We start from the raw sequence: 17257 nt of genomic DNA on the forward strand, positions 1-17257 counted from the left end.
TCACCGGCCTCGCCAGTTCGGCGTGCGCTTCTCGGCGAACGCGCGTGCGCCTTCCTGGGCGTCGTCGCTGCCGAATACCGATGCCTGCCACTTGCCGAGCCGTTCGGTGGCTGCGGCGGCATCCGAAACCGCAAGGCGAGCCAGCTCTTTCGAAGCGGCCAGCCCGAGCGGTGCGTTGGCGGCGATGCGCTCGGCCATGGCCAGTGCGGTCGAGAACACCGCATCCGGTTCGGCTACCGCGTTCACCAGCCCGATCCGTTCGGCGCGTTCGGCGTCGATGAGATCGCCGGTCAGCAGCAACTCCAGTGCGATGCCGAGGGGGATCCGGGTGCCGATGAAGGTACCGCCGCCACCCGCGAACAGTCCGCGCTTGACCTCGGGGAAGCCGAATTTCGCCGCCGCGGAGGCCACGATCACATCGCAGCCCATCAGTAGTTCCAATCCGCCACCGACGGCGCTGCCATTGGCCGCGCCGATCACCGGCACGCTCACCTGTCCCTTGGTCAGCCGCCCGTAGGCCTCGGCTTCCGCACCGCTGCCGAAATCTTCGCCACTGGCGAAGGCGCGCAGGTCCATTCCGGAACAGAAAGCGCGATCACCGGTGCCGGTGAGCACGACGGCCCGCACCAGCGGATCGGCTTCGGCCGCAATGATCGCCGCACCGATTCCGCGCATCATGGTGGCGGTCAAAGCATTTCGCGCATCTGGACGATTGAGCCGAACGACCATGACCGGGCCGCGCCGGTCCAGCAAGAACTCCGCGTCGCTCATGGCTGCGCCTCCCTGGCGCTCGGCTCCGAAATGACCAACAGGTCGCCTGCGTTAATCGACAGTGCCGCGCCCGGATACCTTGCTGCGCCGCCCTCTCCGGTTGCTCGTCGAGCGTAGTGATACTGCGGTCGAATGCGGCGTGGACGATCACTACTCGGGTGCGTTCGACGGCACCCTCCGAACCGAGGCTCGATACCGCAGAAGCTATCTCGACGCGGTACTGGCTCGCTCATGACCTGTACTCCGTACTCTCGGCCAATTCGGCTGCGGCGCGCATAGTGTCGACCACAATCGGGCCGAACGCCGACAGCTTGATATCCCCCTTGGCGCGTTGGAAACCGCGCTCGAGCACGATCGCCAGCTTCCACTTGGCCAGGATCAGGTAGTAGTCGATATCGTCGACCTGACGCCCGGACACCTCCGCGTAGTGCGCGAGCATCCGCTCACGCGAGGGCATGTACTGCATATTGACGTAGCCCTTGGTAGCCACGGCCGGGTCGCTGGTGTCCTCCGGCCACCCCTGCAGCATCCAGCCGAGATCGAGCTTCGGGTCGCCGACCGTACCCATCTCCCAGTCCACCAGCGCGGCCAGCCGCGCCGGGCCGCCGTGCTGGAACATCACATTGGCGAACTGGTAGTCACCGTGCATCAGGCCCGGGATGTAGTCCAGCGGGCGGTGGGTGCGCAGCCACTCGGTGGCCACATCCATGCCGTCGAGCGTGCGCGCGCCGTCGATCTTGTCGTAGAAGTTCAGCCACCGCGACACCTGCCGCTCGTGGTAGCCGTCCGGACGGCCCAGATCCTGCAGACCTTTCGCCTGCCAATCCACCTTGGACAGCAATGCGATTCCCTCGGCCAGCTGGTAGCCGAGTCCGGCCCGCGCCTGTAGGTCGGAGTCGAACGGCTCCGGCCAGATGCCGCGATGGTCCATCGGCGACCAGCCGTCGACGAAGCCCATCAGGTAGAAGGTGCGTCCGAGCACCGAGGAGTCGGTGCAGACTCCGACGGCGGCGGTATGCGGGACATCGGTGCCGTCGAGGGCCTCGATGATCCGCCACTCGCGCAAGATGCCCGCGTCCCGGTCTGCGGGCGCCTCGGCGGGTGGGATACGCAGGACACTCAGGTGTTCGCCGCGACGGATCTGATAGATCTCGTTCTGGGTGCCGCCGGACAGAAAGCGGGTTTCGAGAGGTTCGCCCTTACCAGGCAGACCGTGGCCGTCCATCCAATCGGCGAGCCGGGTGGTATCGATGCTCACTGGTTCCCTACTTCATGCTCGAGATATTCGGCGAACTTCGCCCGGGCGGCTTCCTGCTTTCCGGGAATCCATTCGGTGGGCCACATGCCGTCGGTGGGCTGGTAGTCGCGCAGCACTTGCTTGGCGACGGTGGTCTTGTGCACCTCGGTCGGACCGTCGGCCAGTCCCATGACACCCGCTCCGTGGATCATCCGGAAGAACGGCATCTCATTGGTGGTGCCCAATGCGCCGTGCACTTGCATTGCGCGCCAGGCGATATCGTGCAGCACCGTCGGCATGACGATCTTGGCCGTGGCAATGTCCTTACGGACCTTCTTGTAGTCGTTGTACTTGTCGATCTTCCAGGCGGTATGTAGTACGAACAGCCGGAACTGGGCCAGCTGGGCATAGGAATCGGCGATATAGCCCTGGACGAACTGCTTATCGGCCAACCGGCTGCCCGCGGTGGTACGCGACAGTGCCCGCTCGCACATCATGTCGATGGCCTTCTGCGCGAGTCCGATGGTGCGCATCGCGTGGTGGATGCGGCCGCCGCCGAGACGGGTCTGCGCGATGACGAAGGCCTGGCCCTCGCCGCCGAGCAGGGATTCGGGGGGCACGCGCACATTTTCGTAATGGATGAGTGCGTGGCTGCCATCGTTCATCGGCTCGCCGTAGAGGCCGACATTGCGCACGATCTCGATACCTGGGGTATCGGTAGGTACCAGGAACATCGACATCCCCTGGTACGGGCTCACCTCCGTATTCGTCACGGCCATGACGATCAGGAAGGCGGCGGTTCTCGCATTGGAGGAGAAGAACTTCCAGCCGTTGATGATCCAGTCGTCACCGTCGCGCACCGCCCGGGTCTCGAACCGGGTCGGATCGGCGCCCGCCTGCGGTTCGGTCATCGAATAGCTGGAGAACAGCTCACCATCCAGCAGCGGCCGCAGGTAGCGCTGTTTCTGCTCGTCGGTGCCGTAATGCGCGATGATCTCGGCATTGCCGGTATCGGGCGCCTGGCAGCCGAAAACGATCGGCGCCCAAGAGGAACGGCCCAGAATCTCGTTGAGCAGCGCGAGTTTCAGCTGGCCGTAGCCTTGGCCGCCCAACTCCGGTCCCAGATGCGTGGCCCACAGGCACTGTCGCCGCACCTCCTCCTTGAGCGGCTGGATCGCCTTGCGCCGCGCGCCGTCCAGCGGCACGAATTGCTCGTGCTCCCAGACGAGGTCGAGCGGTTCGACCTCCGCGCGCACGAACTCATCGGCCCAGTCCAACTTCTTCTGGTACTCCGGATCGGTCTCGAAATCCCACGCCATTGCATCTCCTCTCGTTCAGTGAGAATATCCTTCTCGTGATCAAGAACGCAATTCTTTGTGCGGGAGCGGAACCGGAGGTTCGATTGTGAAGGCCGAGGATCAGTTCCATATCGGGATCGTGGCGACGGACTTCGAAGCCACCGTGGCGACGCTGTCCGCGGTGCTCGCCAGCGAGTGGGGGCCCGAGATCGGCGGGCCGGTGGCGGTGCACCTGCCCGACGGCGAACAAGCCGTCGTCGAGTTGAAATGTCGGTACTCGACGACCGTGCCGCGGTTGGAAGTCGTCCGCAGCGTGGCGGGCACGCTGTGGGAACCGGTGGGGGAGGCCGGGATTCATCACATCGGCTACTGGTCCGACGATGTGGCCGCCGACACCGCCGAACTCGTGCGCCACGGATACGTCACCGAGGCCACCCGGCCCGCCGACGCCGGGCGGCTGTTCTTCGCATTTCTACGCGGCGCCAATGGTTTCCGGGTGGAACTGGTCGATCGGGCGGCGGAACCGGACCTGGCCCGGTGCTGGGCGCCGTAACGACGGGCGATCACCCGCTGATTCGGGCCCCCGAGTCGAACCCCCACAGTGCCAGTGTCATCAGCAGGTTAACGCAGATCATGACGGTTATGCTGGCCCGCATCGCGCGACCGGCGGCGATACCGACGCCCACCGGACCGCCCGCGGAGTAGTAGCCGAAGTAGCACTGGATGGTCGTGGTGATCACGACGAAGACGACGGCCTTCGTCAGCGAGTACACGACATCGGTCGCACTGAGCACCATGCGGAAGTAGTGGTCGTAGGTGCCGGGTGATTGGCTGCCCGCGATGCCGATGGCGAACTCGACCGCCACGAAATTCATTGCCAGGCAGACGAGATAGAGCGGGACTATGGCGGCCACCGAGGCCATGAGCCGCGTCGTCACCAGGTAGGGGATGGACCGGATGGCGAGTGTTTCCATCGCGTCGATCTCCTCGGCAATGCGCATGGCACCGAGTTGGGCGGTGAATCTGCAGCCGGCCTGTGACGCGAAGGCGATGGACGCCATGATCGGCGCCAGTTCGCGGGTCGACGCGGTCGCGGACACCAGACCTGTCGCCGGGCCGATGCCGAGCAATTTCAATGCGCTGTAGCCCTCGATCCCCACCAGTGCGCCGCCGCTCGCGCCGAGCACGACAATGATGCCCGCCGTACCGCCGCCGACGATGAGAGACCCGTTGCCCCAGGTGATGTCCGAGATCAGGCGCAGTAGTTCCCTGCGGTAATGGCGCAGGACGATCGGAATGGAGGCGAGCGCGCGCAGGAAGAATATGGCCATATGCCCGAGGCGCATGGCGCCGTGCAGCGGTGCGTCCGCAACGCGGAGCACCTGCCCGATGTGCAGCGGATAGTACGGTGCGGCCATCTCAGAGCGCCTGCCGTGGGAAGAGCATCGTGTACATCTGGGTGAAGCCCACGTTCACCACCATGAGCAGCACGATCGAGGCCACCACGGTGGCATTGACCGAATTCGCGACACCGCCGGGACCGCCCTTGGTGCTCAATCCCTTCTGGCATGCGACGACGGTCACGATGAGTCCGAACACCACGGCCTTGACCACCGCCAGATACATATCGCCGATGCGCGCGAACGAGGAGAAGGTGGCGATGAAGCTGCCGGGCGTACCGCCCTGGACATAGACATTGAACATATATCCGGCGAGGAATCCGACGAAGGCGCTCAGCCCGGTCAGCCCGACCGCGACAAGCACTCCGGCGGCCACCCGTGGCACCACCAGCTTGCGCAGCACCGAGACACCCATCACCTCGAGTGCGTCGATCTCTTCTCGGATGGTGCGCGAGCCCAGGTCGGCGCAGATCGCCGAACCGACCGCCGCCGCAAGCAGCATCGCCGTGACCACCGGCGCCGCCTGGCGGATGACCGCGAGACCGCTGGCCGCGCCGGCCAGCGAGGTCGCGCCGACCTGACCCGCGATCAGCCCGAATTGAATCGAGAGGGTCGCGCTGATGGGCAATGCGACCGCGACGGTTGGCAGGTAGGAGGTTTTGATCATGAAAGCGGCCTGCCGCACGAACTCCTGAAATGCGAAACGGCCGGTCACGATGTCGATCACGAGATACTGCACGGCACGCACACCCAAAATGAACTGGGCGCCTACCGTATCCAGCGATGCGACCGGATGGCGGCGTACATAACCGCGGCCCCAGTTCCTTATCCTGATGACCGACGATGCGGACGATTGATCGATCACATCACACCAGATCCACTTTGCTGGCCAGCCAGTGCTCGCCGATCCGTTCCATGGTCATGACCATGCGGCTGCGATCGATCCGTGGCTCGGGGCTCACCGAGTTGGTGACCTCCTGATCGATGAACAGCATTACCTGGACGCGGTCCTTGGACGCCGACTTGATACTGGAGTCCACGACGCGTCCCTTGCTGACCGCCGTGTGCTCCACCAGCAGTGCCTTCAATTGGTTACTGGATTGGGTGTAGGTGTCCTTGAATTCGCCGGTCGCGCCACTGATGACGGCGGCGAAATTCTGGTCGATATTCTGGGAATCGATGCTGGTCAGCGTGACCGCGTAGGTCTGCGCGGTGCTTGCGGCCTGCCGGACCGCGGTATCGATCTCGTTGCGGTCGTGTAGTTTCCAGCCGAGCACGCAGGCCAGCACCGAGGCCGATACCGCGACCAGGGCGATCGCGCCGACCGCGGCGCGCGGCACCCAACGACGCCGCCAGATCGGTGGTGCGGCGTCCGCACGGACGGGCGAGTCATCGGCCACCTGGTCCGAATCGGTTGTCTCGGTGGCCGTTTCCTGCTCGGGCACGGACGAGTCATCGGTGTCCGGGTCCGAATCGGTTGTCTCGGTAGCGGTTTCCTTCTCCAGCACCGATTTCTTCATCGAAACCTCCTGGCGTTCGTTGTTGGTTTGCTACTTCGGCGGTACATATGCCGGAACGGGTGCACCGCCCGGAGGTGTCGGGACCGATAGCGGCCCTTGCGGTGTCGGATCGGCGGTCGCCAGCGGATCGACGCCGGGCGGCGGGTGTGCGGTGTCGTCGCCGGGCGGCCGTGGCGCGTTGCGGGCTCCGCGTGGCACGAGCCTGGGATCGGGGTCGGTGCAGTATGCGTACAAGTAGGGTTCGGGATGGTTCGCGACGGTGATGGGCAGGCGCGGCAGGTTGTAATCGCACTGCTTTCGTGGATAGATGTTGGCGATCGCCCAGATCCCGCCGTCGTGGAATGCGGTGCTCAATGCGTCTGCCGCAGAGCCGGCCCGCTGCGTGGGGAAGAACAGGTTGTTGATGGCCGGTACGTGCACGTATGACATCTGGGCCACGGTCGCGAGATTGCCGAGCAGTTGGACCATGGTCGGGGAGTTGTCGGCGATGATCTGGTCCATGGTCTGTAGCATCGCCGGCGCGGTGTCGAGCAGGGTTCCGAACCCGCCCGTCATCGAATTCACACCGGCGGCAGTGCGTTCGAGATCGGCCACGGTAGCCGCCAGGCCCGGTCCGAGGTCTCGTGCGGTGGCCAGTACCACCTCGCTGTGGTGGAGCAGGCTGACAGTCTGCGGGAGTACCGCGCCGAGTGTGGTGATCATGAAGGTGCCGCCATCGATGATCGCGGCCAGTTTCTCCGGCGCCGCCGAACTGGCGCCGAGTTCGTGCACGATCGCCTGGAGCTTGCCGGGATCGAGTTGTGCGATGGTGCCGTTGAGGTCGCCGAGCAACTGGGCCAGCTGCACCGGCACCGCGGTCCGGTCGGTGCCGATGACCGCCCCGCCGGCCAGATACGGGCCGGTGGAGGTGGTGGGGACGAAATCCAGGTATTGCTCACCAGCCATCGATAGTCCGGCCACCCGGACCGCACTGTCGGCCGGGATCCTGGTGCCTGCCTCGATCGATGCGACCGCGACCACGTCGTTGCCGTCGAGATCGACCGAGGTCACCCGGCCGACGCGGACACCGCGCACGGTGACGTCCCGGTCTGGCAGCAGACCACCGGATTGCGCCAGATGGACCCGGATCTGATAGGTCGAGGCGAACGGATTCAGCTCGAGCGATCCGAACACGACATACGTCGCCCCCGCTATCAGCGTGCCTACCAGGGCAATCAACGAGACGACGAGTCGATGACGGATCAACCGGTCGGTAACCGAGAGGACCGCGCCCGCCGCCGACTCCAGGCGGACGTCGAAGGCCCGATTCGGGTCCGGGCGGTTCATCGTCCCGGTCCGATCACTCGGCCGTACAACCGGCCCAACGAGTACGCCAACGAACCGGCGAAGTTCTCCCAGTCGGTCTGGCTCGGCACCCGGGCTTCCGGATTCCCCGGGAAGTTCGGGTCGGGTGCCGCTCCGAGTACTATCTGACGGACATCGGCGTCGGCGGTGGCGGCGGTGGAGTTGGTTACCTTGCCACCGACGATTGCCAGGGCGTGATTCATCGGGGCGAGGTTGGCGCGGGGGTCCATCGCTGCGGTGTTGAGTCCGGCGGCGAGATTGTCTAGATCCGTTACCATGCTGCGCTTTCCGGTGCCGTTGATCGACGGGAACTTCGCAAGCTGGTCGGCGATCCGTTTCAACTGGGCGGCGAGATCCACGATGTTCTGGGTGCTGGCGGCCACGACGTCCAGGGCCGGGCTCGCGGCGGCTACGACGTCGTTCACCACCGACTGTTGCGCGGCGACGGTGGCGGTCAGTGAGGCGGTGTCGTGCACCACCGCCCGGATCTGGTCCGATCGTGCGGCGAGGGTCCGGACCAATGTGGTCGTCTCGGCGATCAGCTCTCCCATGCGGTCGCCGCGGCCACCGAATTCGGCGCCCAGACCGTTGATCACCTTCGTCAGATCGCGGATCACACCGCCGTTGACCAGCAATGCCGCCCGCGCGAGTACTTCCTCGATGGTCGCCGCCGCCGAGGTCGACGATTGCGCAATGCTGTCCCCATCGTGCAGTACCGCGGCGTCGGGAGCCGGATTAGGTGGTGGAGCGAGTGCGACGAACACATCGCCGAGTGGTGTGGCCGATCGCAATTCGGCGGTCGTGCCCGTCGGTAGTAAGACCTCGGATCGGATCCGCAGCGTGACAACGGCTGCGTAATCGCGTGCCGTCATGGACTCGACCTCCCCGACATCGGCGCCGTCGACCTTCACCTTGGCCTTGGTCGGCAGATTGAGCGCGTTGGCGAAGGTGGCCGTCAGCGCGAAGCTGTGCGAGCCGACCGACGGCGCGGGCAGCGGCATCCGGTCCAGCCCCACCGAACACGCGCTCGCCGGTACCGCACCCAGAACCACTACCGCGATTGTGGTGAAAGTTGTTTTCCTGGTAGTCATTTCGGCAAACCCGCGATTCCGGCCAGCATGGCCACGACGCCGAAGTCCGGCCCCATATCCGACATCTTCCCGGTGTTACAGCCGAGCTGTTTCAGGTCGAGCAGGTTGCACACCTGCTTGACCATCTGCCCGTCCAAGGTGACCTTGTCCACATTCACGTGCACCCGGCCGGCGCCCACGACCGGGTCGATCACGTTGTAGGCGTTGTCGACGACCAGCGGGAACAGATCCATGAATTCCGCGATGTTGCGGTTGTAATCGGACAGACTCTGGAAGATGACGCCTGCTCCGCTGGCCGTATTCGACAGGGCGCCGCGATTGCGCTGCATGAGATCGGTTGTCCGGATAAGGATTTCGTTCAGTTTCGCGCCGGTGTCGCCGGTGCCGAGGTTCTGCTGGGCGAGCAGCTCACTGAGCTGGCGGACCCCGGTGCCGAACTCGCGGATCGTCTGGTCGTTGCGCGCGGCCGCGCCCGATAAAGAGTCCAGATTGGCCACCAGAGTGGTGATCGCGTTATTGGTGGCGGCGCCGTGATCGTCGCCCATGCGCAGCGCCCGGGACAGCTGATCCAGGGCGGCTTTGATCTCGGCGCCGTTATCGGCCGCCACCGCCGCACCGACACCGACCGCGTCGGCGATCGGGCCGTGCCCCTGCCCGTCGCCCTGCAGTGAGGTGGACAGTTTCTGCGCCATCGCGAGCAGACTGTCGAACTCGACCGGAGTCTTGGTCCGGTCGGTACCCAGTACTGCGCCGTCGGCCAGGGTGGGTCCGCCGCGGTAGGCCGGGGTGAGTTCGATGTGCCGGTCGGTCAGCACCGAATCCGAGACGGTCACTGCCGTGACATCGGCGGCAATCCGCACCGACGCGTCCACCCGCATCGTCACTTCGACATACGCGCCACGTTGCTCGACGCGGTTCACCTTACCGATCCGCATACCGAGCACATCCACCGGACTTCCGACGAAGACACCGGCGGCGCTGTCGAAATACGCTGTTACGGTGATGGTTTCGTTCATCCGGGAGAACGGAGCGCCGGCTGTCCCGGCGATCAGCGCGGTGGCCGCGACTACGAGAACCAGCTTGACGGAACGGGGTAACGATCTCATCGACAGTCCTCCGAATACGGTGGCAGCTGGATCTTCGCGCGGCCGACCAGCGCACACATGAAGGAGTCGACGAACGCTCCCGAGGACGCGTTGGCGTCCATTTCGGGCCCAGAGCCGGTCGCGTCCGCCCAGCTGCGCCACGGGACCGGAAGGATCTGCAATATGTTGCGCAGCAGGTCATCGTGCCGACTGAGCATCTGCACCAGCTGACCGAGATTGTCGAGCAGGGATTGAATTTCGGGCTGGTCGTCGACGACGATCGGCTGCAGAGTCTGCACCACATTGCTGGTGGCCGCGATGAGGGCGGTAACGGCCTGCCGCTTGGCCGCGACCTCGCGCAGCAGGTCGCGGCCCTGGTCCAACAGCACGCCCAGGCCCGCCCGTTGATTCTCGATGACGGTGGTGAGTTGGCTCGTGCTGGTCAGCAGTGTGCCGATCTGCCCGCGTCGTTCGGCGACCACACCCGACAGGGTCGTTACGTTCGCCATCACCGACGGAATCAGCTGCGGCAGCCCCTGTAGCTCGGTGGACAGTTCGGTGAGCGCTTGGCCGACCTTATCGGCATCGACCTGAGTGAAGGTGGTCGTGGCGTCGGCGAGGGCAGACTGCAGATCGTAGGGAACATTGGTCTGCGCCAACGGGATCCGGCCATTCGGCAGCGCACCGGAACCGGCCGGTTCCAGTTCCACATATCGATTGCCCAGCAAGGTGGTGAGTTTGATCGACGCGGTTGTGGCGGCGCCGAGCACCACATCGTCGGCGATGCTCAGCGTGACCGTCACATGGTCGCCGTCCAACCGCAGGCCGTCCACATGGCCGACCGGCACACCGGCCACGCTCACCTGATCGCCGGCAGCGAGCTGCGCGGCCTGCGCGAATTCCGCCTCCACACGCCGCTCACCGATATCGAGCGAATTGACGACCAGTGCGGCGACGACCGCGACGACCAGCAGGGCTATCGCCGCGAAGCCGAGCCAGGGCCTACTGAGGTCTTCGAGTTGCCGCCGCCCGATCCGCATGCGAACGTTGCGATTCCACGGTATACGCACGCGCCTCACCTGCACTTGGTGGTGTGTTGGGCAACCCCGCTGGGGGATATCGCGTCGACTATGTCCGGAATCAGCGGTTCCATGCCGGGCAGTAGCGACATGGTCACTTCGCAGACGTAGGCGTCGATGTAGCCGCCTGCCTGCGCGATTCGAGCCATCCCTTTCAGGACCAGTGGCAGGTTGTAGCCGAGATACTCGAACTTGGCCTTGTTGTCCAGGAAATGCTGGGAGAATCCGGGTTCCCGATTCAGGAATTCGACGAGGGTCGGCTTATCGGCGGCCACGATCTGCGACGCTCGCCCGACCACCGTTGCGATCTGGTCCACGGAATCGAACAGTGCTCGCTGATGTTGTTGCAGTCCCTCGAAGACGGCTCGTGTCTGGTCGATCACCGTGGTCAGATTTCCGCTCTGCTGAGCCAGATTGCCCACGATGGTGGCCAGGTTCGAGATGACCTGTCCGAGCACCTCGTCCGGCCCGGCGAACGATTCCGCCAGCCGGGTCGTCTCCGCGATCAGCGTGGTGATCGAGCCGCTGTCGCCCTGCAACGCGTTGATCAGGGCAGCGGTGATGTTGTCGACCGCGGTCCGGTCCAGGGTGCCGAACAGTGGCTCGAAACCGTTGAGCAGCTTGGAGATATCGAAGGACGGCTCGGTGTGGTCGACCGGAATTTCGGCACCGGGTTTCAGTACGGTCGGGTCGCCGTGGTTGCCCATGGCTACACCGAGATAGCGCTGACCGATCAGGTTCTGATACGTCACCGATACGGTGGTGTTCCCGGTGAGCACCTGATCGCTGTGGATCCGGAAACCGACCCGCGCGAGCGTGCCCGCCAACTCGACCGATTCGACCCGGCCGACCCGTACCCCGGCCATCCGGACGTCATCGCCGACACGCAGGCCGGAGACGTTGGTGAACAGCGCGGAGTACTTGTTGGTCTCGCCGCCGATGCCGCGCTGCAGGGTGACGGCGACCGACCAGCTCAGCACCGCCGAACTGATCAGGAAGGCGATCAGCACGAGCAATGATCCGCGGTAGTTCATCGGGTGCCTCCGCTCGGGTCCGGCGTGATCGAGACGGTGGCGCCGCGGGCCAGCGGACCGAACAGGATGTTCGCGGCGGCGTTGGGCTCTCCGCCGAGGATGCCCGCGATCTGCTCCTGCTCGGCGGTGCTGCCGGCCGGTCCGATATTGCTATCGAGTAGCGAGGCCGGTGGTTGGAAGCGGCGCGGATCGAAGCCGGGTGGCAAGCCCTCGGCCGGGGCGGGTGTTGTCGGACCGTTCGCGCAGTTGGGACCGGCCAGCTCGCCGTATCGGGGGCAGTCCGCCGCGGTGTACTGCCGGTTCGGTGTCAGCTGCACAATGACGCGCGGGGTAAGCCGCTGGGTCTGCGGATTCCACAACTCGTTGAAACGCGTGATCATTCGCGTCAGCGAAATACTGATCTGCGGAAAATTGCTCGCGCCGTCACCGAGTGCGCCGAGGGCCGGTGACATATGCGTGGTGATTTCGATGATCTTGTCGGTGTTGTTGTCGAGTGCGGTGCCGACGGTGCCGAGCGTGTGCAGGCCGCCGGACAGCAGCGCGGTGAGTTTCGCGCGCTGCTGTGCCACCGTCTGCAGCGGCACAATCGCCTGGTGCAGGGTGTCGAGCAGATCCGGTGCCGCCGACTGCAATTCACGCATCGCGGCCGAGAGCGAATCGAGCGTGGACGGCGCCGCGTCCACGGAGACGACCTTGCCCAGTTCGACGACGATATCGCGCAGCTGCGAGGCCGCGTCCTCGATGCCCGCGCCGCGCCCGTCGGTTGCTTCGGCCAGGGTCGCCAACATGCCCACCGCGTTATCGGTTTCCTCCCGACCGACCGCGGCGATGATTTGCCGCAGCTGGTCGAGCGAGGTCTGCAGGCGCACGGTCGCCAGGCTGCGATCCTGGCCGATGCGGGCTCCCGAAGCCAGCGCCGGTGCCGCACTGTTGTAGACGAGTTGCACCGAAGGCACCGCGAATACGTTGCTCGGCACCACCCGTGCGGTCACCGTGCCTGGAATCGCCGACGCGAAATGAGGGTCCAGTTCGATACGGACATCGTTCAACCCGGATTGGGCAGCAGGCGTAACCGCCGTGACCAACCCGACGCGAACGCCTTGGAATTTCACATCCGACTTGGCGGGCAGCCCGTCACCCACATTCGCCATCACTGCAGTCACTGTCACGGTCTTACGCAGTGCCCCTCGGGAATTCGCGACCATCACGGTGGCAGCCGTCGCGATGGCGACGGCGCAACAGACGCCGGTCACCAGCAGACGAACCGAGGAGGGTCCTCGGCCGTCGGGCTCGAACAGGATCGACACGGAAGTCCACTCAATCTCGCGGCACGGATTCGTCTTGCGGCGAAAATCGGATGTGCAGGTCGGTTAGTCCACGCAGGATGTAGGTGGGCTCGTAGCGGTAGCGGCGGTCGTCTGCGGGACCGTGCTGATCCGCATCGATCGTGATGTCCAGCATCCGATCCAGAATGCGTTCGAGCGATACCCGACCCTCCACCCGCGCCAGCGGACCGCCGGGGCAGGAGTGCACACCGCGTCCGAAGGCCATGTGCTCGCGGAAGTTCGCGCGATCCAGGCGGAACTCGTGCGGGTTTTCGAACCGGCTCGGGTCGCGGTTGGCCGCGCCGGGGCAGACCATGAGCGTCGATCCGGCCGGTACGTCGACCCTACCGACTTCGGTGGACCGGCGGGCGAGCCGGAAGCCGCTCTTGACCGGGGCGTGCATGCGCAGCGTCTCCTCGATGAAGACCGGGATGCGGCTGCGATCGGCACGCAGCGTCCGCTGCAGTTCCGGATCGTCACCGAGCACGCGCACGGCGGCGGCGAGCAGCTTGGCGGTGGTCTCCTGACCCGCACCGAAGACGAAGGTCGCGGAACGGACCACATCGAGGACCTCGGGGGTCGACCCATCCGGATATTTCGCCAGCGCCAGCGCGGTCAGCACATCATCGCGCGGCTCGCGCCGCCGATCGCCGATGTAGGCGCTGAACTTCTCGTCGAGCCACTCCAACGGATTGACGCTGACCGTCACCTTGTCCAGCGAACCGACCTGGGTGCCGGGCCGATCGGCGCCGAGCACGGTCCGGAACTCCTGGTGGTCCTGCTCCGGAACACCGAGCAGATCGGCGATCACCAACAGCGAGAACGGTTTCGCGTACTCGGCGACGAATTCGGAGCGGCCGTTGGCCAGGAATTCGTCGAGCTGGCGGTCGGCCAGCCGCCACATGAACTCCTCGTTCTCCTTCAGCCGCGCGGGTGTCAACAGCCGGTTCAGCACCGACCGGGCGTAGGTGTGCTGCGGCGGGTCCATCGTGACCATGTGCTCGTACATGGGCAGTTGGGTGCGGTGCTGCTCGATCTGCGCGCTGATGTCCTCGCCCTCGGGCTCGAACGGCAGCGGCGGGAACGGGCCGCCCACCGCGATGCACGAGGAGAATGTGTCGGCGTCCCGCATTACCTGGGAGACCTCCTCGTATCCGGTCACCGCGAGGACGTTGTAGTGCGGCTCCCGCGTGACGGGACACTTGGCGCGTAGGTGATCGAAGTACGGATAGGGATCGGGCACGAGTGCCGGATCGGTGAAGTAGTCGATGGTGTCGAAATCGGTCAACGTCGGCTCCTGAGTCGGTAGGTCACGGGTACTGCACGGTGATCGAGGTGGTCTGGGGCAGGGCCTGGCAGGTGAGGATGTAGCCGGCCGCGAGGTCGTCGTCGGTCAGCGCGTCGTTCACCTTCATCGCGACCCGCCCGTCGACGAGGGTGGCCATACAAGTTCCGCAGTTGCCTGCCTCGCAGGAAAACGGTGGTGTCAGCCCGGCTCGGCGCGCGGTCTCCAGTACCGTCTCGTCGGCTCGGCCGGGCTGTGACGTTATGGCGCCGTCCAAGTGAATTGTCACTATTGCGTTTGCCACCGCATCGGGAACTGGCCCGGATTCGGCGGGCGCGGGAATGTGCGGGATCAACATCGATCGCGAAATCACTTTCGTGGGATTATGGTGGCAGCGCAATGCGGAGAATGCTGCTCGACATCGAATCCGATTTTCGGTCCGACTCGCTACGTCGATGATTGTGCGCGCGGTCACAGATCCGGTCAATAGGTGCGAGCAAATATTTTTCGCGGCTGCCTGTTCCTGTTTTCGGCGTACTGAATCAGCACCTTCACCGCATATAAACCGGAGGGTGCGTCGAATTCGATAACCGCCGAATTTCGGTTACCTGTTCGCCGTAATTTCTATTTTTGTTCAGCGATCGGATTTCCGATCAGAAATACCACCTCCCGTTGCCGCCGGGGCGCGGTGTCGCGGTGCCCCGGCGGACGGCAAGGCTGGATTCGGGACCTGCTAGCCCGCGTTCGGTCGATGCACGGCGCCATCCTGCGCCGTCGCCGATGTGTCGGCGTTCCGGTCGTATATGAACGGCGCGGCGACCTCCGGACCCAGAACCAACGGTTCCGGCTGGTCGGTGGCGTTGCGCCGCTCGCGTACAGCCCGGTCCTGGGCGATGTTGTCCGCGGTGAGCCGCCGCACGGTGCGCTCGAGTATCGGCAGGATCTCGTCGACATCGAGGGTCTTGTCCGCGACGCGCCCGATCAGGGCGTAGACCATGTTGGGCAGTATCAGTGTCATGTCCTCGATGTAATCGGGATCGGCACCTTCGAAGATCTGCGCGGCTACCGGTAGGACAGTGGCGAACCCATCGATGCTCAGGCGCGCACCGCCCGGGGCCGAGTTGGCCCGGTAGAACGCTTCGAGCATCGTGGGGTTGCGCTCCCATGGTTGGAACACATGTCGCAGAATCCGTATCACGCCGTCGGCGATCGATTCCTCGGGTGTGGGCGGGGCGATGTCGGGATAGGTATTGGTGGCCATCCACTCGTGGACCGCGGCGATGATCAGCGCGTCCCGGGCGGGGAACAGCTTGTACACCGTCGCGAGCGATACGTGTGCGCGACGTGCTACCTCGCGTAGCTGAACGGCGTCGTAGCCGTCCGACTGCAACAGTGCGAGCACGGTCTTGATGATCTTCTGCGACGGAATCCGTGCTGCTGTCCGACTCACGCGAGAACTGTAACACGGTTACCATAGTAACTGTGTTACTGACTCGAGGGAACGCTTTCGAGATCGAATTCCGAGGTATTCGGCGCGCCGCGGCCGGGCTCGGCGGGATGGATCGGCCGGTCGGTGGCGTGCAGCGGCCGGGTCGATCCGCCGCGGCGGACCGCGATGATTTCGGCGCCGATGGCGACGGCGGCCTCGGCGGCGGTCCGCCCACCCAGATCGAGGCCGATCGGGGAATGCAGGCGCGCCAGCTCGGCATCGGTGAGGCCGGCCGCGCGCAACGCCGTTCGCCGGTCGGCGTCGGCTCGGCGCGAACCCATGGCGCCCACGTAGGCGATCGGCAGTCGCAGCGCGATCTCCAGCAGTGGGATATCGAATTTCGGGTCGTGGGTGAGTACGCACACCACGGTTCTGGCGTCGACCGGGGTATCCGCGAGATACCGGTGCGGCCAGCCGACGACGACCTCGTCGGCATCCGGGAAACGATCCCGGGTCGCGAATACCGCGCGCGCGTCGCACAGCGTGACCCGATAGCCGAGCAGGCTGCCCACCCGGCACACCGACGCGGCGAAATCGGTTGCCCCGCAGACGATCATCCGTGGTGGCGGCGCGAAAGATTCGACGAGGATCGTCGATTCCGCACCGCCGCAGCCGATCCGGCGTACGCCGGTGGCGCCGATATCCAACATGGCGCGCACCTCGGCAACGACCGCGGCGTCCAGTGGCGTTCCGACGGTGTGGCTCGGATCCACCGTGGTCATGGCCCCGCTGTCCAGATCGCGGACCAGTGCCACCGGACCTGGTTGCCGCAGCGCGGCCTCGACGATCGGATAATCGACCGCGCGCACCCGATGGACGAACACATCGATGGTGCCGCCGCAGGTCAGGCCGACCGCGAAGGCGTCGGCGTAGCCGAAGCTCGCTCGCATCGGCGTGCCCGAGCGCAGGACTTGGCGGCACAGCTCGTATGCGGCGGCCTCGACACAGCCGCCCGAGATGCTGCCGATGACAGTGCCCGCGGCATCGACGGCCAGTGCGGCGCCGATCGGCCGTGGCGCGCTTCCGGTCACTCCGACGACGGTCGCGACCGCGTAAGGCCTGCCGGTCGCATGCCAGCGAAGTAATGACGCGGTCAGTTCCCACATGATCGACCCTCTCGACGACATTGCGCGACGGTAGGAGCAGATGCAAGAATCATAAGTGCCCGAGATGAGACCATAATTCTCAGTCTAGACATATTACACTCTTGACACCGTTATCGGCACGGTGCTAGACAATTCCTCAGCAGCAATTGGCGGCTCCGAGGGTGCCGGACCGTGTTGATCTCGAACGGATTGT

Annotated in this window: 17 protein-coding genes; 1 reads left to right on the forward strand and 16 read right to left on the reverse strand. The window is 65.2% G+C overall.

Annotation, left to right across the window (positions count from 1 at the left end; translation table 11 throughout):
* The 3 genes from ACIBI6_RS25250 to ACIBI6_RS25260 all read right to left on the reverse strand — a co-directional run bounded on the left by ACIBI6_RS25250 (position 1) and on the right by ACIBI6_RS25260 (position 3327).
* On the reverse strand, positions 1 to 771 hold the full coding sequence (locus tag ACIBI6_RS25250) for an enoyl-CoA hydratase-related protein (RefSeq protein WP_364342903.1): 771 nt from the start codon (positions 769 to 771) through the stop codon (positions 1 to 3).
* A 229-nt stretch (positions 772 to 1000) separates the two neighbouring features.
* Positions 1001 to 1996, reverse strand: coding sequence for a phosphotransferase family protein (locus ACIBI6_RS25255; protein ID WP_396958212.1), 996 nt, complete (start codon positions 1994 to 1996; stop codon positions 1001 to 1003).
* Between the two features lie 29 nt (positions 1997 to 2025).
* On the reverse strand, positions 2026 to 3327 hold the full coding sequence (locus ACIBI6_RS25260) for an acyl-CoA dehydrogenase family protein (RefSeq protein ID WP_396958089.1): 1302 nt from the start codon (positions 3325 to 3327) through the stop codon (positions 2026 to 2028).
* Between the two features lie 85 nt (positions 3328 to 3412).
* Between ACIBI6_RS25260 and ACIBI6_RS25265 the strand changes: the two genes are divergently transcribed.
* Positions 3413 to 3859 carry a VOC family protein gene (locus ACIBI6_RS25265; RefSeq protein ID WP_364342897.1) on the forward strand — a complete coding sequence of 149 codons (447 nt, stop codon included), beginning with the start codon at positions 3413 to 3415 and terminating at the stop codon, positions 3857 to 3859.
* A 10-nt stretch (positions 3860 to 3869) separates the two neighbouring features.
* Here ACIBI6_RS25265 and ACIBI6_RS25270 read toward each other — a convergent pair whose 3' ends face one another.
* From ACIBI6_RS25270 to ACIBI6_RS25330, 13 genes are all read right to left on the reverse strand, one after another.
* Positions 3870 to 4724 carry an ABC transporter permease gene (locus ACIBI6_RS25270; RefSeq protein WP_396958090.1) on the reverse strand — a complete coding sequence of 285 codons (855 nt, stop codon included), beginning with the start codon at positions 4722 to 4724 and terminating at the stop codon, positions 3870 to 3872.
* 1 nt (position 4725) lies between these two features.
* Positions 4726 to 5571 (reverse strand): MlaE family ABC transporter permease, encoded by an 846-nt coding sequence (locus tag ACIBI6_RS25275; protein WP_396958091.1) that lies wholly within the window; start codon positions 5569 to 5571, stop codon positions 4726 to 4728.
* A 1-nt stretch (position 5572) separates the two neighbouring features.
* Positions 5573 to 6226 carry a hypothetical protein gene (locus tag ACIBI6_RS25280; protein WP_396958092.1) on the reverse strand — a complete coding sequence of 218 codons (654 nt, stop codon included), beginning with the start codon at positions 6224 to 6226 and terminating at the stop codon, positions 5573 to 5575.
* Positions 6227 to 6256: 30 nt separating this feature from the next.
* Positions 6257 to 7552 carry an MlaD family protein gene (locus ACIBI6_RS25285; protein WP_396958093.1) on the reverse strand — a complete coding sequence of 432 codons (1296 nt, stop codon included), beginning with the start codon at positions 7550 to 7552 and terminating at the stop codon, positions 6257 to 6259.
* Positions 7549 to 8661, reverse strand: coding sequence for an MCE family protein (locus ACIBI6_RS25290; RefSeq protein WP_396958094.1), 1113 nt, complete (start codon positions 8659 to 8661; stop codon positions 7549 to 7551). Before ACIBI6_RS25290 ends, ACIBI6_RS25285 begins: the two co-directional genes overlap by 4 nt.
* Entirely contained in the window at positions 8658 to 9767 is a 1110-nt protein-coding gene (locus ACIBI6_RS25295; protein ID WP_396958095.1) for an MlaD family protein, read from the reverse strand. The genes ACIBI6_RS25290 and ACIBI6_RS25295 overlap by 4 nt, the downstream gene beginning before the upstream one ends.
* The gene (locus ACIBI6_RS25300) at positions 9764 to 10816 is read right to left on the reverse strand and encodes an MCE family protein (RefSeq protein ID WP_396958096.1); all 1053 of its coding nucleotides are present in this window, start codon (positions 10814 to 10816) and stop codon (positions 9764 to 9766) included. Before ACIBI6_RS25300 ends, ACIBI6_RS25295 begins: the two co-directional genes overlap by 4 nt.
* 5 nt (positions 10817 to 10821) lie before the next feature.
* On the reverse strand, positions 10822 to 11859 hold the full coding sequence (locus ACIBI6_RS25305) for an MCE family protein (protein ID WP_396958097.1): 1038 nt from the start codon (positions 11857 to 11859) through the stop codon (positions 10822 to 10824).
* Positions 11856 to 13166 carry an MlaD family protein gene (locus ACIBI6_RS25310; protein WP_396958098.1) on the reverse strand — a complete coding sequence of 437 codons (1311 nt, stop codon included), beginning with the start codon at positions 13164 to 13166 and terminating at the stop codon, positions 11856 to 11858. The genes ACIBI6_RS25305 and ACIBI6_RS25310 overlap by 4 nt, the downstream gene beginning before the upstream one ends.
* A gap of 10 nt (positions 13167 to 13176) precedes the next feature.
* Complete coding sequence (locus ACIBI6_RS25315) at positions 13177 to 14472, reverse strand: cytochrome P450 (protein ID WP_396958099.1); 1296 nt, start codon at positions 14470 to 14472, stop codon at positions 13177 to 13179.
* A 22-nt stretch (positions 14473 to 14494) separates the two neighbouring features.
* Positions 14495 to 14827 carry a 2Fe-2S iron-sulfur cluster-binding protein gene (locus ACIBI6_RS25320; protein WP_396958213.1) on the reverse strand — a complete coding sequence of 111 codons (333 nt, stop codon included), beginning with the start codon at positions 14825 to 14827 and terminating at the stop codon, positions 14495 to 14497.
* A gap of 375 nt (positions 14828 to 15202) precedes the next feature.
* Positions 15203 to 15919, reverse strand: coding sequence for a TetR family transcriptional regulator (locus tag ACIBI6_RS25325; RefSeq protein ID WP_396958100.1), 717 nt, complete (start codon positions 15917 to 15919; stop codon positions 15203 to 15205).
* 35 nt (positions 15920 to 15954) lie between these two features.
* Positions 15955 to 17064 carry an XdhC family protein gene (locus ACIBI6_RS25330; protein ID WP_396958214.1) on the reverse strand — a complete coding sequence of 370 codons (1110 nt, stop codon included), beginning with the start codon at positions 17062 to 17064 and terminating at the stop codon, positions 15955 to 15957.
* Positions 17065 to 17257: the final 193 nt, after the last annotated feature.

The organism is Nocardia sp. NPDC050412, from assembly GCF_044458825.1.
Lineage (GTDB): Bacteria > Actinomycetota > Actinomycetes > Mycobacteriales > Mycobacteriaceae > Nocardia.

Coding starts and splice junctions, on each gene's coding strand:
- ACIBI6_RS25250 (WP_364342903.1), bottom strand. CDS start 771: ATGAGCGACGCGGAGTTCTTGCTGGACCGGCGCGGCCCGGTCATGGTC.
- ACIBI6_RS25255 (WP_396958212.1), bottom strand. CDS start 1,996: ATGGACGGCCACGGTCTGCCTGGTAAGGGCGAACCTCTCGAAACCCGC.
- ACIBI6_RS25260 (WP_396958089.1), bottom strand. CDS start 3,327: ATGGCGTGGGATTTCGAGACCGATCCGGAGTACCAGAAGAAGTTGGAC.
- ACIBI6_RS25270 (WP_396958090.1), bottom strand. CDS start 4,724: ATGGCCGCACCGTACTATCCGCTGCACATCGGGCAGGTGCTCCGCGTT.
- ACIBI6_RS25280 (WP_396958092.1), bottom strand. CDS start 6,226: ATGAAGAAATCGGTGCTGGAGAAGGAAACCGCTACCGAGACAACCGAT.
- ACIBI6_RS25285 (WP_396958093.1), bottom strand. CDS start 7,552: ATGAACCGCCCGGACCCGAATCGGGCCTTCGACGTCCGCCTGGAGTCG.
- ACIBI6_RS25290 (WP_396958094.1), bottom strand. CDS start 8,661: ATGACTACCAGGAAAACAACTTTCACCACAATCGCGGTAGTGGTTCTG.
- ACIBI6_RS25295 (WP_396958095.1), bottom strand. CDS start 9,767: ATGAGATCGTTACCCCGTTCCGTCAAGCTGGTTCTCGTAGTCGCGGCC.
- ACIBI6_RS25305 (WP_396958097.1), bottom strand. CDS start 11,859: ATGAACTACCGCGGATCATTGCTCGTGCTGATCGCCTTCCTGATCAGT.
- ACIBI6_RS25320 (WP_396958213.1), bottom strand. CDS start 14,827: ATGTTGATCCCGCACATTCCCGCGCCCGCCGAATCCGGGCCAGTTCCC.
- ACIBI6_RS25330 (WP_396958214.1), bottom strand. CDS start 17,064: ATGTGGGAACTGACCGCGTCATTACTTCGCTGGCATGCGACCGGCAGG.